Origin of the sequence: Microbispora sp. ZYX-F-249 (assembly GCF_039649665.1) — a bacterium.
GTDB lineage: Bacteria > Actinomycetota > Actinomycetes > Streptosporangiales > Streptosporangiaceae > Microbispora > Microbispora maris.
The window spans coordinates 62,496-77,540 of sequence record NZ_JBDJAW010000019.1 but is presented as its reverse complement, the minus strand read 5'-3'; the positions used below and the strand labels follow the sequence as shown (position 1 = coordinate 77,540).

The 15,045-nt window shown below is 71.9% G+C and carries 9 protein-coding genes; 4 read left to right on the top strand and 5 right to left on the bottom strand.

Features of this window, described 5'->3' with window-relative positions; all coding sequences use genetic code 11:
• Positions 1–2: 2 nt before the first annotated feature.
• Positions 3–1,427 (bottom strand): PP2C family protein-serine/threonine phosphatase, encoded by a 1,425-nt coding sequence (locus AAH991_RS22685; protein ID WP_346227894.1) that lies wholly within the window; start codon positions 1,425–1,427, stop codon positions 3–5.
• A gap of 268 nt (positions 1,428–1,695) precedes the next feature.
• Here AAH991_RS22685 and AAH991_RS22680 point away from each other — a divergent pair, with 268 nt between their 5' ends.
• Complete coding sequence (locus AAH991_RS22680; RefSeq protein WP_346227893.1) at positions 1,696–5,907, top strand: HAMP domain-containing protein; 4,212 nt, start codon at positions 1,696–1,698, stop codon at positions 5,905–5,907.
• A gap of 3 nt (positions 5,908–5,910) precedes the next feature.
• Complete coding sequence (locus AAH991_RS22675; protein WP_346227892.1) at positions 5,911–6,537, top strand: response regulator; 627 nt, start codon at positions 5,911–5,913, stop codon at positions 6,535–6,537.
• Between the two features lie 36 nt (positions 6,538–6,573).
• Here the strand turns inward: AAH991_RS22675 and AAH991_RS22670 are convergent, their stop codons facing one another.
• A complete protein-coding gene (locus AAH991_RS22670) occupies positions 6,574–8,166 on the bottom strand; it encodes an NYN domain-containing protein (RefSeq protein WP_346227891.1) in 1,593 nt (530 codons plus the stop codon).
• Between the two features lie 271 nt (positions 8,167–8,437).
• The gene (locus AAH991_RS22665; RefSeq protein ID WP_346227890.1) at positions 8,438–11,845 is read right to left on the bottom strand and encodes a sigma factor; all 3,408 of its coding nucleotides are present in this window, start codon (positions 11,843–11,845) and stop codon (positions 8,438–8,440) included.
• Positions 11,846–12,033: 188 nt separating this feature from the next.
• On the opposite strand from AAH991_RS22665, the gene pyrE reads away from it, so the two are divergent.
• Complete coding sequence (gene pyrE, locus AAH991_RS22660; protein ID WP_346227889.1) at positions 12,034–12,570, top strand: orotate phosphoribosyltransferase; 537 nt, start codon at positions 12,034–12,036, stop codon at positions 12,568–12,570.
• Here pyrE and AAH991_RS22655 read toward each other — a convergent pair.
• Positions 12,548–12,997: a hypothetical protein gene (locus AAH991_RS22655; RefSeq protein ID WP_346227888.1), complete on the bottom strand. Its 450-nt coding sequence runs from the start codon at positions 12,995–12,997 to the stop codon at positions 12,548–12,550. The two genes, pyrE and AAH991_RS22655, sit on opposite strands and share 23 nt — an antisense overlap.
• Positions 12,998–13,096: 99 nt before the next feature.
• A complete protein-coding gene (locus AAH991_RS22650) occupies positions 13,097–13,777 on the bottom strand; it encodes a DedA family protein (protein WP_346227887.1) in 681 nt (226 codons plus the stop codon).
• A 177-nt stretch (positions 13,778–13,954) separates the two neighbouring features.
• On the opposite strand from AAH991_RS22650, the gene fbaA reads away from it, so the two are divergent.
• Positions 13,955–14,977, top strand: a complete 1,023-nt coding sequence (gene fbaA, locus AAH991_RS22645; RefSeq protein ID WP_346227886.1) for a class II fructose-bisphosphate aldolase — start codon at positions 13,955–13,957, stop codon at positions 14,975–14,977.
• Positions 14,978–15,045 lie beyond the last annotated feature (68 nt).

The following is a 15,045-nucleotide window of genomic DNA, read 5'->3' as shown; positions in this document are numbered from 1 at the left end:
GTCTAGGGCGCGCGCAGGACGAGGATGGCCAGGTCGTCGGCGCTCGGCACGGGCGCGAAGTCCTGTACGGCGCGGCGGATGCGTTCGGCCACCGCGCGGGCGGACAGGTCCACGCACTCGGCCAGGAGCTTGGCCAGGCCGCCGTCGTCGTCGAGCAGCCGGTCGCCCGACCGCCGCTCGGTGACCCCGTCGGTCACGCCCAGCAGGACGTCGCCCGGAGTGAGGCGCAGGCTGTCCTCCTGGAACTTCGCCTCGGGGAACACCCCGAGCAGCGACTGCGGCGAGGCGACGACCTCGACCTCGCCGTTCGGCCGCAGCCGCAGTGCCTCCGGATGCCCGGCGGAGACGAGACGGATGTCGAGACCCTCCGGCGAGACCGTGATCTGGCCGTGCAGCAGCGTCAGGAAGCGGGCGCGCTCCCCCTCCTCCAGGATGGCCTGGTTGAGCCGGCCCACGACGGCGGCCACGCCGTACCCCTCGCGGGCGAGCAGCCGGAGCGTGTGACGGGCCAGCCCGGTGACCGCGGCGGCCTCCGGCCCGGTGCCGCAGACGTCGCCGATCGCGAAGCGCCAGACCCCGTCCGCGATCGGGAAAAGGTCGTAGAAGTCGCCGCCGACCTCGTTGTTCTCCCCCGCCGGCTCGTAGATCACGTGGAAGTCGAGCCCCGGCGTGGTGGGCTCGTCGGGCGGCAGGAGGCTGCGCTGGAGGGCCCGGTTGGCCGCCGCCTGCTGGGCGTACAGACGCGCGTTGTCGAGCGCGAGCGCCGCGCGGCGGCTGAGGTCCTCGGCGATCTGCATGGCCTCGTCGGGGAAGCGGTCGCGCCGGCCCAGGCACATCACGCCGAGCCGCCGCCCCCGCGCGGTCAGCGGGTACGCCAGCGCCTGCCATTCGCTCATCGGCAGCACGGCGGGGTCGTCGTCCGCGGGCAGCGAAATCTCCTCCAGTTCGTCGCGCATGGCGTCGATCTGGGTCTCGTCCGCGTGCCAGAGATAGGCGGGCCGCAGCTCCCCCGACCCGTCCTGCGCGGTGTAGACGGCGCACCAGCTCGCCAGGCGCGGCACCACGATCTGCGCGACGATCGCCGGGACCATCTCCGGGTTGAGCGTGCCCGCGAGCAGGTCGCTCGCGTCCGCGAGGAACCCCAGCCAGCCCGGGCCGTGCGCGGCCTCGAGCAGCCACTCGTCGCTCTGCACCGGCTCCCCGCCCGGCAGGTCCAGCCGGGCCCAGCGGGTGCGCAGCGACGAGGTGAACGTGACGCCCCAGGTGACGGCGTCGGCCGGCGGCCCGAAATCCTGGCCGTCCGCCTTCTCCCTGACCTCGACCTGGATGGACTCGCCGTGGTGGAGCCACACGACCTCGAAGGGCGCGCCCGCCGCTTTCACGACGAGTTCCCCCACCAGGCGCTCGGCCTCGGGGTACACCGACATGGCGGCCCACGCTGTCATCACTTCGCGTGTGAACCGCTTCGCTTCGGGTACGGCCGTCTCGCCTGGCGTGAAGGATGCCGCCAGAACGGCCCGAGGGCTAGTTGTCACCACCATTGTGCTTACCACACTTCCGGCTGACCTCGGGTCAAGCAAGGGGGCCCCGCATCCCTCCGAACGTGACAGACTGGCATGGAGTCCGCGGCTGGACAGGCCGTATGAGGCCCTATGCCTTGGTCGCGTCAGCCCCGATCGGGGTAAAGGAGGCTAAATGTCGCCCGCCAACGCCGAGCTGGCCGGGACCGAACGGGTCTACCGCGAATCCGACCTCGTCCCCTTCCTGGAGACGCTCATCACATGGCGGGACGGCGACTTCCGCCGGCGCGTGTCCCACGCCCCGCCGGGAATCCTCAGCGAGATCCGGCTGCTGCTGAACGAGGTGGCGGACCGGCGCGAGCACCTGGCCAACGAGCTGGCCCGGGTCCGCCGCGAGATCGTCAAGGAGGGCCGTTTCACCGAGCGGCTCAGCCCCGGGCCGGGCGTCGGCGCGTGGGCGGAGAGCGTGGGCTCGGTCAACGACCTCATCGACGCCATCGTGACGCCGGTCAGCGGCGCCGCGGACGTCATCGACGCCGTCGCCAAGGGCGACCTGTCCCGCCGGATCGACGTGGACCGCGCGGCCCGGGGCGAGGTACGGCGGCTGGGCAAGGCCATCAACGGCATGGTCGACCAGCTCTCGCTGTTCACCTCGGAGGTGACGCGGGTCACCCGCGACCTCGGCACCGAGGGCAAGCTGGGCGGCCGGGCCAACCTGCGCGGCATGTCGGGCAGCTGGCGCGACCTCACCGAGGCCGTCAACACGATGTCCGACCGCGTCTCGGCGCAGGTCCGCGACATCGCCGAGGTGACGACCGGCGTCGCCCGCGGCGACCTGAGCCGCAAGGTCACCGTCGACGCCGTCGGCGAGATGCTGGAGCTCAAGCACACCGTCAACACGATGGTCGACCAGCTCTCGGCGTTCGCCGAGGAGGTCACCCGGGTCGCCCGCGAGGTCGGCACCGAGGGCAAGCTGGGCGGTCAGGCGCAGGTGCGCGGCGTGTCGGGCGTCTGGAAGGACCTCACCGACAACGTCAACTTCATGGCCAACAACCTGACCTCGCAGGTGCGGCAGATCGCGGTCGTCTCCACCGCCGTGGCCAAGGGCGACCTGTCCAGGAAGATCACGGTGGACGCCCAGGGCGAGATCCTGGAGCTCAAGGAGACCCTCAACACGATGGTCGACCAGCTCTCGGCGTTCGCCGACGAGGTCACCCGGGTCGCCCGCGAGGTCGGCACCGAGGGCAAGCTGGGCGGCCGCGCCGAGGTGAAGGGCGTGTCGGGCGTCTGGAAGGACCTCACCGACAACGTCAACTCGATGGCGAACAACCTGACCTACCAGGTGCGCAACATCGCCCAGGTCACCACCGCCGTCGCCAACGGCGACTTCACCCGCAAGATCGACGTCGACGCACAGGGCGAGATGCTCGAGCTCAAGAGCACCATGAACACCATGGTCGACCAGCTGTCGTCCTTCGCCTCCGAGGTGACCCGCGTCGCCCGCGAGGTCGGCACCGAGGGACGCCTGGGCGGCCAGGCGCAGGTGCGCGGCGTGTCGGGCATCTGGAAGGACCTCACCGACAACGTCAACTTCATGGCCAACAACCTGACGTCGCAGATTCGTCAGATCGCCGTCGTCTCCACCGCCGTGGCGCAGGGCAACCTGTCCAAGAAGATCACCGTGGACGCCCAGGGCGAGATCCTGGAGCTCAAGGACACGATGAACACGATGGTGGACCAGCTGTCCGCCTTCGCCGACGAGGTCACCCGCGTCGCCCGCGAGGTCGGCACCGAGGGACGCCTGGGCGGCCAGGCGCGCGTCCCCGGCGTGTCGGGCGTCTGGAAGGACCTCACCGACAACGTCAACTCGATGGCGAACAACTTCACCTACCAGGTGCGCAACATCGCCCAGGTCACCACCGCCGTCGCCAACGGCGACCTGACCCGCAAGATCGACGTCGACGCCCAGGGCGAGATCCTGGAGCTCAAGAGCACCATGAACACCATGGTCGACCAGCTGTCGTCCTTCGCCTCCGAGGTGACCCGCGTCGCCCGCGAGGTCGGCTCGGAGGGCCAGCTCGGCGGCCAGGCCCGCGTCGAAGGCGTCGAGGGCACCTGGAAGCGGCTCACCGAGAGCGTGAACGAACTGGCCGGCAACCTGACCACTCAGGTGCGCGCGATCGCCGAGGTGACCAGCGCGGTCGCCAGGGGCGACCTCACCCGGTCGATCACCGTGGAGGCGCCGGGCGAGCTGGCCCAGCTCAAGGACAACATCAACACGATGGTCGCCACCCTGCGCGAGACGACCAAGACCAACCAGGAGCAGGACTGGCTCAAGTCCAACCTGGCCAGGATCTCCCGCCTGATGCAGGGCCACCGCGACCTGATGGAGGTCGCCCGGCTGATCATGAGCGAGCTCACCCCGCTCGTCTCGGCCAGCCACGGCGCCTGCTACCTGTACGACGACGGCCGGCTCAACCTCATCGCCGGGTACGGCATCCAGCCGGGCTCGACTCCCAAGCCGAGCTTCGAGCTGGGCGAGGGCATCATCGGCCAGGCCGCGCTGGAGGCCAAGCAGGTCATCCTGGAGAACGTGCCGGTCGACTCGATCACGGTCGAGACCGGGCTCAGCCGGTCGAACCCGGCCCAGATCGTCGTGCTGCCGATCCTCTTCGAGAACAAGGTGCTCGGCGTCCTCGAGATGGCCTCGTTCCGGCAGTTCAGCGAGGTCCACCTGGCGTTCCTCACCCAGCTCGTCGAGACCATCGGCGTCACGATCAACACGATCATGGCCAACTCCCGGACCGAGGACCTGCTCACCGAGTCGCAGCGGCTCGCGATCGAGCTGCAGGAGCGCTCCGACGAGCTCCAGCGCCAGCAGGAGGAGCTGCGCCGGTCCAACGCCGAGCTGGAGGACAAGGCGGCGCTGCTGGCCAAGCAGAACCGCGCCATCGAGATCCAGAACTTCCAGATCGAGCAGGCCCGGCGGACGCTGGAGGAACGGGCCGAGCAGCTCGCGGTCTCCTCGCGCTACAAGTCCGAGTTCCTCGCGAACATGTCCCACGAGCTGCGCACCCCGCTCAACAGCCTGCTCGTGCTCGCCAAGCTGCTGACGGAGAACGCCGAGGGCAACCTCACGCCGCAGCAGGTCGAGTTCGCCCGGACGATCCACGACGCAGGCTCGGCGCTGCTTCAGCTGATCAACGACATCCTCGACCTGTCCAAGGTCGAGGCGGGCCGCATGGACATCCACCCGCAGGCGATGTCGCTGTCCGCGCTGGTCGACTACATGGAGGCGACCTTCGCCCCGCTCGCGCAGGACAAGGGCCTGTCGTTCGCGGTCCAGGTCGACCCCTCCGTGCCGCACGAGGTGCGCAGCGACGAGCAGCGGCTGCAGCAGGTGCTGCGCAACCTGCTGTCCAACGCGGTGAAGTTCACCCACGAGGGCGAGGTCAGGCTGGAGGTGACCCGCGCGCCCGCCGACGTCCCCTATGTGGACGAGAAGCTGCAGGGCTCACCGGAGGACATGCTGGCCTTCAGGGTCGTGGACACCGGCATCGGCATCGCGCCGGACAAGCTCGAGGTGATCTTCGAGCAGTTCCGCCAGGCCGACGGCACGACCAGCCGCAAGTACGGCGGAACCGGCCTCGGCCTGTCGATCTGCCGGGAGATCGCCCGCCTGCTCGGCGGCGAGATCCACGTCCAGAGCGTTCCCGGGGAGGGCAGCACGTTCACGCTGTACCTGCCCCCGGACTACTCGGGGCCGCTCGCCGCACCCGACGGCGGCGCGATCGCCACGCCCACCGAACCGGAGGGACGCGAGGACGAGGTGCCCGACCTGCACATCAGGGACATCCTCCCGGAGATCCCGCTCCCGACCGACCTGCCGGTCCCGCAGTACACGCCGCTGGTGGACGGCCACGACTGGCAGGGCGACGACCCGCTGACCGGGGCCAAGATCCTCATCGTGGACGACGACATCCGCAACGTCTTCGCGCTGACCAGCGTGCTGGAGCGGCACGGCTCGACCGTGGTGTACGCCGAGAACGGCCGCGAGGGCATCGAGCAGCTCGAACGCAACGAGGACGTGGCGCTCGTGCTGATGGACATCATGATGCCCGAGATGGACGGCTGGGCCACGACCTCGGCGATCCGCACGATGCCGCAGTTCGCCGACCTGCCGATCATCGCGCTGACGGCGAAGGTCATGCGGGGCGACCGCGAGAAGAGCATCGCGTCCGGCGCGTCCGACTACGTGCCCAAGCCCGTCGACGTCGACCGGCTGCTCGAGCGGCTGCGCGGATGGCTCATGCGCGGCCGCGGCGGGGGCACAGAACGAACGAGGGGTGTGCCGGCCCCGGAGTCCCGAGACGCCCAGGAGACGTGATCGATGGCTGACCGCGCCAGGGTCCTGCTGGTCGACGACCGTGAGGAGAACCTGATCGCCCTGGAGGCGATCCTCAGCTCGCTGGACGTCGTGCCCATACGGGCCCGGTCCGGGGAGGAGGCGCTCAAAGCCCTCCTGTCGACCGACTTCGCCCTCATCCTGCTCGACGTACGCATGCCCGGCATGGACGGTTTCGAGACCGCCGCGCACATCAAGCGGAGAGAGCGCACCAGGAACATCCCGATCATCTTCCTGACCGTGGTCGACAGCGCCCCCGACTACGCCTTCCGTGGGTACGCCGCCGGGGCGGTGGACTACCTCACCAAGCCGTTCGACCCCTGGGTGCTGCGCGCCAAGGTCGCCGTGTTCGTCGAGCTCTACACGATGAACCGGCGGCTCTCCGAGCAGGCGGCACTGCTGCGTGAACGCTTGTCGAACGAGCTGCCGGAAGGCGGCGACCACGCCTCCGTACTGGCCGAGCTGGCCGGCCGCGTCACCGCCGTCGAGGACGAGCTGCGGAGGGTGCGCGAACTGGCGGACAAGTCCGCCGACGCGCCCCTCAACGGCGCGGTCGCCGAACTGACCGAACGCGTCGCCCACCTGCGGGCCGGCTTCGACGCTCTCGGCTGAGCCGCGCCATGAGCCGCCCCGGAAAGGACGGCCGGGTCAGCGGCGGGCGCGCTCGAGGGCGTCCCAGAAGCCGCGGCGCAGGGCGTGCCTGACCTCGTCGTGCAGCAGGAAGTCGATCGGCAGCGAGGACCCCTGCAGGAGGCGGGCCTCGAGGTCGGACGGCATCCGGGGCTTGCGGGCGAGCACGGCCTCCAGCCACAGCGCGGGGGCGTCACGGGCGACCGACTCGCCGAAGTCGTGCCCCTCCTTGTGCGCCGCCTTCACCGCCTCGGCGAGCGTCGTGGTGCCTCCGGTCTGCACCGGCACCGGAGCGGGCTGCGGGCCCGTGTACGGCCCCAGCTGTGAGGGCGGGTAGCCGGCGTGGCCGGACCCGTACTGCTGGCTCTGCACCGCAGTGTTCGGCGGCGGGCTGCTCGACGGCGGCTGGGCCCCCGAGGGCGGCGACGGCGGGGCGGACGCCGGGGGAGCCGGCAGCGGTGTGCTCACGGGCGGCTGCGCCTGGCGCGGCTGGGCGGGCGGCTGCTGGGACTCCGGCGAGTATCCGTTGTAGGCCGGCGGGGACGGCTGCGCCGGCAGAGCCGGACGCGCGTGCGCGGCGGAGGAACGCCCACCGCTGTGTGCGCCCGTCCCGTGCATGCTTGCGCCCTGGGAGCCGATGCCTTGGGAGCCGGCGCCCTGGGACCCGGCGCCCTGGGACCCGGTGTCCTGGAAGCCTGCGCCGTGGGCGCCGCTTCCGTGGCTGCCCACACCGTGCGACCCGGCGCTGTGGCTTCCCGTGCCCGGTGTTCCCGTGTGCGTCCCCGTGGGGTGCGGTTGGGTGGCGTTCAGGGCCGTCCCGGGAACGCTCAGGTCCTGCGGCGGGGCGCCGCCGTGCGCTCCCGTCACCGCGCCGCCGTGGAGGCCGGCGGCGTGGCTGCCCTGCGAAGGCGTCCCGTTCTGCTGTGTCCCGTTGTGCTGTGTCCCGTTGTGCTGTGTCCCGTTCTGCTGGGATCCGTTGAGGTGGGTCCCGTTGGACAGCGATCCGTTTCCGCCGTGGGGGACGAGGCCGTTGCCGTGGGACTGCCCGTTGCCGGCGCCGGGGCTCGGGTCCGCCCCGGTGAGCATCGTGACGAACGGCCGGAGATGGCCGCTCCCGATCTCGATGAGGTCGTCGCACTCCTGGCGCAGGGTGCGCGCCGCCGACCAGGCGCCGTCGGTGGCGATCTGCATGACGGTCACGCGGATGCCGAGGTCCTGTGCGTCGCTCACCACCTGGGTGAGGTCCTCGTCGCCGCTGACCACGACCGCGTCGCAGACGGCGTTGTTTCGCGCCAGCGTCATGAGGTCACGGTGGACCTGGGCGTCCACGCCCTCCCTGCGGCCCGGCCGGATGCGGCCGAGACGGAGCTTGAGCCCGGGGATGTCCGCCAGCACGTCGTGCTCCGGCGTACGGCGGCCCTCGACGGTCGCCTCGTACCAGTAGCAGCGCAGAAGCGGCAGGCCCGTCCGCTCTCTTGACAGGGTCGTCAGGAACTGCAGCAGGCTCGGATAGTCCCAGGAGACGGCCTCGCGATGGCGGGTCCCATGGACGGCCATCGCGCCGTCTGCCAGCAAGTAGCCGGCGTCAACGAACAGCGCGCAGCGATCCACGCGACACCGCCCTTCCTACGTGGCCCTCTCAGGGTAGTCAAGCGTGTGTTCCCGCGAGGCTGAATCCCGGCGATTCAGCCATCGCCCGCCTGGTGGGGGATCGGGGACGCCAACACCCCTGGGGTCGGAAGCGTTCACGCCGACCGTACCAGTTTGTCCAGGTATCGCCTCCCACCAATTTGTTATCGCACGGCCGCCCTCGTACGGGTATGAGCCGCGGAGTCCATGGACACGCGGGACGGCGACGGCCGGGCGGCCCAGTCAGGGGATGTCAAGACCACGTCCGGGCGCTCACGACCGCGACGCCGAAGAAGACGGGGTCGCGTCTGGTGGCGAGTTGGAGCGCGGGACGTGGTCCCAGGAGAGCGTGGAGCGTGTCGACCGCGACGCCTCCGGCGTCCGCGCGGCCCAGGGTGCCCGGACCGCGCCGGTCCTCGCGATCCCCCATGGTCACGACGCCCGCCCTGACCCCCTCGCCGTTCCAGACCATCAGGTCGATCCGCGCGGGCGCGCCGTCCGGGGCGAGACCGTCGAGGGGGAGCCGCAGAGCCCTCTCCTCGTTCCCGATCACCGCCGCGGCGTCCAGCACCACCACCCGCGTGTACGGCTGCCGCACGTCCGCGGCCATCACCACCAGACCCCAGGCGGCGTGCCGGACCGTACCCGCACGCGCCGGGGCGCCGGCGATCCACCAGCGGCCACCGCCCGCCGCGCGGACGAGGGAGGTCACGTCGGCGAACGCCTGATAACCGGAGCCGCCCGGCAGGTCCCGCCGGGCGACCTCGGCGGCGGTCAGGGTCGCGTATCCGGGCCTGCCCGGAGCGCGCACCCGGATGTCCTTCGCGGGCACCGCCCCCCGCCCACCGCCCGCCCAGTAGAGGCCCGCCCACAACACCTCGCCTCCGGCCGGCAGCTGGAGGTCGGCGCAACTGGACGTGCCCGTCGAGGGGTCCCTGTCGAGGTCGACCGGCACGCTGACGCCCGAGTTCCGGCCGCGGCCGCCCGCGTCTGCGCCGCAGCCGCCGGACGACGCCGCGGAGCCCACGAGCACGTTGCCGACGACTCGCGCGGCGATGCGGCCGTCCGCGGCGAAGCGCGCCGCCGCGCCCGAGCCGCGCACGCCCACGGTCGATTCGGCGGTGGTCTCCAGCAGCCCCGCCCGCACCCGCACCTCGAACGCCCGTCCCGTGGGAGCGTCCGCGGCCACCGCCACCTTCAGGAAGATCGCCGTGACCTCACCGGCGGCGAGTGGTCCCCGGGCACACCGCACCACACGCCCCGACCCCTCACACGACCAGCCGTCGCCCGTTCCGCTCCGCGTCCGCGTGCGGTCCGCGCCCTCGCCCGCCGCATGTCCCCGATCGGCGCTGTCACGCTGCGCGTCCCTATCCGCCGCGCTCCCCTGCCCGGCCTTGTCACGCTCCGCGTCCCTATCCGCCGCGCTCCCCTGCCCGGCCTTGCCGCGCTCCGCGCCGTCCTGCCGTGCGCCGTTCTGCCCGAGGGCGCCCGGCTTCGCCTCGTGGCCCTGTCGCGAGGTGCCCGCCGCACCACCCCGCCCGTCCTGGCCCAGGTAACGGACGCCGGGCGGCAGAGTCACCTGGGCGGTGACGTCATCGGTGGCGGCGTCGCCCGCGTTGCGCAGTCGTACGGCGACGAGCCCGGGCTGGCCGCGCAGCAGTGCGCCGAGCGGATCGACGGCGACGGCGAGCGCCTCCTTCGCCCTTCTCCCGCCCCCTGGTTCCTTCGCCTTCCCCGGGCTTCCCGCGGCCTTCCGGGCGCCGGCGTCGCTGCGGCCCGTCGATCGGGCGGGCCCATGGGCCTCACGGCCGCGCTCCCCGGCCTGCGAGCCGCCCTGCCGTACGAGCGGGGTGCGCCCCGTGGCGGCCTGGCGGGCCTGTGCCTCGCGCCGGTCACGAGTCGCCCCGAGCTCCTGCCGCGAGCCCGTCTGCGCGCCGCCCTGCGCCGCGGCGCGGGTGCCGGCCCGGGCACGGGCCTGCTCGGGATGTGCCTGGTAGGGATGCCGGGAGAGCTGACCCCGCACCCGTTGCCGTTCGGGAACCGGGCCCCGCGCGGCATCCGCGTGGCCGGCACCCTGCTCGCGGCGCGGGAGGGCCGTGACCGTGCCCTGCTCCCCCACCGGGCGTCCGCCCGCCGGACGCCGGTTCACCTGTCCCCCGCCGCCCGTGCCGGCGACCGTGTGCTCACCGCGCTCGCGGCCGGCGCGCTCCGCACCCGCGCGGTCGGGAGCGGGCCGCCTTTCCGTGGTCTCCTCGCGCGGCACCCCCTGATCGGCACCGGGAGTGGCTCTGCCGGTGATCTCGGGCATGCCGAGCGCGATGCCCGCGTCCGGCTGGTCGGCGGCGCTCCCGGACGTCACCGCATGCGGCCTCGGCCGATCGTACGGAACCGGAATCCCCGCCGATCCGGTGTCACCGGCCGCGGCCCGCGACGAAGCCGCGCCGTCCGCGGGCCGCGGCCGGTCCGGGGCGCGTTCCCCGGAGCCGCCCGCGGACAGCATCTCGGCCGGCTGCGCGACGAGCAGGAAGGCGGCGGTCGCGAGGCCGGCCACGGCGATGCCTCCCAGCACCGCCCGATGCGGCGTCGGCACGCTCCGCACCAGTGCGGACAACCGCGCCAGCGCCGCCCGCACCCGGACGTACGCCGCCCTCGGCAGCGCGCCGGCCTTCCCGTACACGCGCCGAGCCGTCGTCCGCGCCCCGCCGTACGCGGCCCTCGGCAGCGCGCCGGCCCTCGCGTACGCGCGCCGGGTCGTCGTCCGGGCCTGGGCGTACGCCCCCCGGAGCAGCTCGTGCGCCCGCCCCGCGGGCCGGTCGCGCGCGGCCCGCAGGACCCCCCTCATGTGGCGGTCTGCGCGGCTCTTCACCACCCCCAGGTGATGGCGGGCCGCCTCCAGCCACGTCCGCACCCCGCCGTACGTCCGCGAGCGCGCGGTGGTGGAGGTGGCGAGGCCGGCGAGGTAGTCGTCCACGGCCGGCCCGGCGACCAGCTGCCCGACGACGGCCCGCAACTCCTGCGTGAGGTCGACCAGCTGGAGGAAGACCGACCGGCAGTCGATGCACTCGGCCACGTGGGCGTCGACCGTGGCGGCCTCCCCCTTGGGCAGGCCGCTCTCGAGATAGCGAAGGATCATCGACACGATCGGCCGGCACTCGGCCCGGGGACCGTCCTCCAGGTGCAGCCGCACGTACGCCTCCCGCAGGCCCCGGCGGGCCCTGCGGGTGAGGTCGGCCGCGGCCCTGCCCGACAGGCCGATCAGCGGACCCGCGTCGGCGGGGCTGCCGCCCTCGATCTCCACGTGCCACAGCAGCGCGCGCCAGCGCTCCGGCAGCGAGCGGTACGCCCGGGCGAGCGGCGAGCGCTCCAGCCCGGCGAGTTCCGGGTCCACGTAGAGCGAGTCGCCGTCGGCCAGGTCGGCCACTCCGGTGGCGGCGTAGCGGCGCAGCGACGCGAGGAGATAGGGCCGGAACGCGGAGGCGGGGCCGCCGCCCTGCCGCACCACCTCCAGCACTCTCGCGAAGGTCTCCGCGAGGAGGTCCTCCACCGCGTCCTCGCTCTGCGCGATCCGCCGCGCGAGCGACCGCGCGGCGGCCGAGTGCCGCCGATAGAGGGTCCCGAACGCCGCCGTGTCGCCTCCCCGCACGGCCTCGAGCAGTTCCATGTCGGTATGCCGGACTTCTCTACGCATTGCGACCTCGCGATTACGATGAGTTGCACGGCGATACATTCCGCAGTCCGTGTCCTGGCTAAACCGCTGAGACCTCTTTACTCTCCGTAGTCGTCGCACGCCGTGTCCGGCCGCCGGACCCGTACGGCCCGCGTGGCGCGACCGGCCGTACGCTGAGCCTCATGAGTGACCGCGAGAGACTGCTGGACGAGATCAAGAACAAGGGCATCGTGCACGGCCGGGTCGTGCTGTCCTCCGGCAAGGAGGCCGACTGGTACGTCGACCTGCGCCGCATCACCCTCGACGGGGTGGCGGCGCCGCTCGTGGGCCGCGTGATGCTGGATCTGACCGAGGACCTGGACTACGAGGCGGTCGGCGGACTCACGCTGGGCGCCGACCCCGTGGCGACGGCGATGCTGCACGCCGCGGCGGCCCGCGGACGCACGCTCGACGCGTTCGTGGTGCGCAAGGCGGGCAAGGCGCACGGCCTGCAGCGCAGGATCGAGGGCCCCGACGTCGCCGGACGCCGGGTGCTGGCGGTGGAGGACACGACCACGACGGGCGGGTCCGTCCTCACCGCCGTGGAGGCGCTGCGCGAGGCCGGCGCCCAGGTCGTGGGCATCGCGACGATCGTGCACCGGGGCGGCGACGAGGCGCTGGCCGCGACCGGTGTGCCGTATCGCTCCGCCTACTCCCTCACTGATCTGGGGCTTTCTTAACGCTGAACGCCTGCCGCTCGCCGGGCGGCCCGGGGGACCTGGCGGTTCCGTTCTCGAAGACCTGGACCGTGCTCGCGTCGTCGAGGACGACGTCGAGCTCAGGCTCGAAGTAGGACGCCTGCTCGCCCCGGGCCAGGTCCCGGTCGATGAGCACGTCGCCGCCGGGCACCCGGACGAACACGGGGCACCGGTCGGCCTGGCACACCACGCGCACGGTGGGCACGCGGGGCGTGGAGGGCTCCGCGGAAGGCTCGGCGGAGGGCTGCGCCGACGGGGTGGAGGACGCGCCGGCCGCGGGCTCCTCCGATCCGAACGTGGACAGCAGCGCCCTCGCGCCGATCACGACGACGGCGAGCAGCAGCACGACCGCCAGGCCGACCAGCGCCAGCCTGGCTATACCGAGGGGATCAGACCTGTGGCGTCCCACAACCGGGAGAGTAGCGGTTGTGAGGCATATCTCAGTACTCGTCGGTCACTTCTTGTGCGTTAGCACTTCCCGCAGGTCATCCGCCCGCGAGGGGCGAGGTCACCGGCCGGCGTGGTGGCGGCCCTTGGGGACGGCGGCGGCGGCCCGGCGGTTCTTCATCACCTCGCGCACGATCGGGATGATCGACAGCAGGACGATCACGAAGACGCCGGGAAGGATGAACTTGTCGATGCCCTCGACCTTGCTGCCCAGGAAATAGCCGAGCAGCAGCAGTGCCTCGACCCAGACGACGCCGCCGACGACATTCCAGAGAAAGAACCGTCGCGCGTCCATCTCCAGGACACCGGCCACCGGGTTCATGAAGGTGCGGACGATCGGCATGAACCGCGCGGCGACCACGGCCTTGGCGGGGCCGAACTTCTCGAAGTAGTACTCCGCCTTCTCGACGTGCTCCCTCTTGAACAACCGGGAGTCGGGCTTGTCGAACATCCTCCTGCCGACCTTCGCCCCCAGGAAGTGGCCCAGTTGCGCCCCCGCGACCGCCGCCAGCGGCGCGCCGATCAGCAGGGCGGGCAGCGACAGGGGCGCGATCCCGAATCCGTGCGCCGCGGCCGCGGTGCTGAAAATTCCAGCGGTCACCAGCAGCGAGTCACCGGGCAGGAAGAACCCGACGAGCAGCCCCGTCTCTGCGAATACGATGGCGATGACGCCGATCGTCGCGAAGGCGCCGAGCATGCTCAGCCACCACTTCGGGTCAATAAGGTCCAAGAGCACGTCCACGGGGCGAGCCTACCTGTCCCCGATGAGATGAGACTGAGAAGCGGCGCAGCTGTGGAAAACCGCGAATCGCGGAATGACCGCGGCTTTCCGGCGCCCTGAACCGCCCCGGCTTTCCCGATCGGCTCGGCCTTCGGGATACTTGCCACGCCGCATACCGTCAGAAGGAGATGACTTCGCATGCCTATCGCGACTCCAGAGGTCTACGCCGAGATGCTCGACCGCGCCAAAGCGGGCGGCTTCGCGTACCCGGCGATCAACGTGACCTCGTCGCAGACCCTGCACGCCGCGCTGCGCGGCTTCGCGGAGGCGGAAAGTGACGGGATCATCCAGGTGTCGACCGGTGGCGCGGAGTTCCTCTCCGGCACCACCGTGAAGGACATGGTCACCGGGTCGGTGGCGTTCGCCGAGTTCGCCCGCGTGGTCGCCGAGAAGTACCCGGTGACGGTGGCGCTGCACACCGACCACTGCCCGAAGGACAAGCTCGGCTCGTTCGTCCGCCCGCTGCTGGAGATCTCCGCCGAGCGCGTGGCGCGCGGCCAGGACCCGCTGTTCCAGTCGCACATGTGGGACGGCTCCGCCGTGCCGCTCGACGAGAACCTCCAGATCGCCTCCGAGCTGCTCGACAAGACCGCCGCCGCCAAGGTCGTCCTCGAGATCGAGATCGGCGTCGTCGGCGGTGAGGAGGACGGCATCGTCGGCGAGATCAACGAGAAGCTCTACACGACGCCGGAGGACGCGCTGGCCGTCGCCGAGACCCTCGGCCTGGGCGAGCGCGGCCGCTACATCGTGGCCGCCACGTTCGGCAACGTCCACGGCGTGTACAAGCCGGGCCACGTCAAGCTGCGCCCGAGCGTGCTCAAGGAGATCCAGGACGCCGTCGGCGCCAAGTACGGCAAGGAGAAGCCGTTCTCGCTGGTCTTCCACGGCGGCTCCGGCTCCACTCTCGAGGAGATCCGCGAGTCGATCTCGTACGGCGTGGTGAAGATGAACATCGACACCGACACGCAGTACGCCTTCACCCGCCCGATCGTCGACCACATCTTCCGCAACTACGACGGCGTGCTGAAGGTCGACGGCGAGGTCGGCAACAAGAAGGCCTACGACCCGCGCGCGTACGGCAAGTCGGCCGAGGCCGGCATGGCCGCGCGCATCGTCGAGGCGTGCCAGCAGCTCAACTCGGCGGGCACCAAGCTCAAGTGACGCACTCCCCGGCCGTGCGGCCGGGGACCCTGCCACCCGTCCCTGGCGCGGACCAGGGAGAACGCGGG